The organism is Burkholderia alba (genome assembly GCF_034721475.1).
GTDB lineage: Bacteria > Pseudomonadota > Gammaproteobacteria > Burkholderiales > Burkholderiaceae > Burkholderia > Burkholderia alba.
Genome location: NZ_JAWJWL010000162.1, coordinates 1 through 607 on the forward strand (window position 1 = coordinate 1; position 607 = coordinate 607).

General features: G+C 65.1%; 1 protein-coding gene. It reads right to left on the bottom strand.

The genetic code is table 11. The features are described from left to right. Positions 1 to 607 (bottom strand): IS66 family transposase zinc-finger binding domain-containing protein (locus RZR99_RS33005; protein WP_323123855.1); only part of this gene is annotated, 607 nt, incomplete at both ends.

Consider the following 607-nt stretch of genomic DNA (forward strand, 5'->3'; position numbering starts at 1 on the left):
GGCTGCGTGGCCAGCCCCACCCGCACCACGCTGGCGGCTAGCGTATTCGACGAGATGTCGCCGCCGAAGCGGCGCAGCAGCGTGGCTTGGCGATACAGCGGCATGCCGTACTGGTATTTGCCGGTGATGATCCACGCCAGCGCTGATTCCGTGAGTAGGCCGCGAGGAATGATGCGCGCTGGCGGTGGAGTAACCTTGATACCGAGGTCGCAGCACGGGCACGCATACTTGACCCGCTGATGCTGAACGACGCGGACCTGCTCCGGAATCACGTCGAGCTGTTCGCTTGTTTCCACGCCGATCTCCACGAGGGCGTGACCGTCATGCGCGCAGATTCGTTCGGACTCGGGCAGTTCGTGCCGCACGACATTGCGCGGCAGGTTCGGATCGAGTGGTTTGCGCCCACGCTTGCCGCGCTTGTGGGCGGCGACCGGCGTACCGGGCACGTCCTCGCGCGCAGGCGCGTCGGCAGTCGCCGCCAGGATCTCTGCTTCATTGAACAGTCCGAGTTGGCCAGCATGACGTGCCTCGCTCGATGCACCGAACAGTTCGTGCTTGTAGGCCCGCAGCTTCTCTTCGGCCAGATCGCGCTGGGCTGTCACGAGTC